Origin of the sequence: Bacillus sp. SIMBA_074, assembly GCF_046534555.1 — a bacterium.
GTDB lineage: Bacteria > Bacillota > Bacilli > Bacillales > Bacillaceae_G > Bacillus_A > Bacillus_A mycoides.
The window spans coordinates 1-253 of sequence record NZ_JAWRYM010000881.1; the positions used below are offsets into that span (position 1 = coordinate 1).

General features: G+C 40.7%; 1 pseudogene. It reads left to right on the forward strand.

The annotated features are described in order from the left end of the window. Positions 1-253 (forward strand): annotated as a pseudogene (locus SB773_RS33280) (potassium transporter Trk); the annotation flags it as partial.

Genomic DNA, 253 nt, shown 5'->3' on the forward strand with positions numbered 1-253 from the left:
CTCTCATGCTTAAGGAATTGGGTGTCGGAAATGTTACGGTAAAAGCGCAAAATGATTATCATGAGAAGGTTCTTCGTAAAATCGGGGCCGACTTCGTTGTGCACCCCGAACGAGATATGGGGAGAAGGATTGCACATAATATCGTCTCCAATAATATTCTCGATTATTTGGAGCTATCTGATGAACATTCCATCGTCGAAATTGTTGCAAGCCAAAAGATGAATGGAAATTCGATATTTGATCTTGATATCCG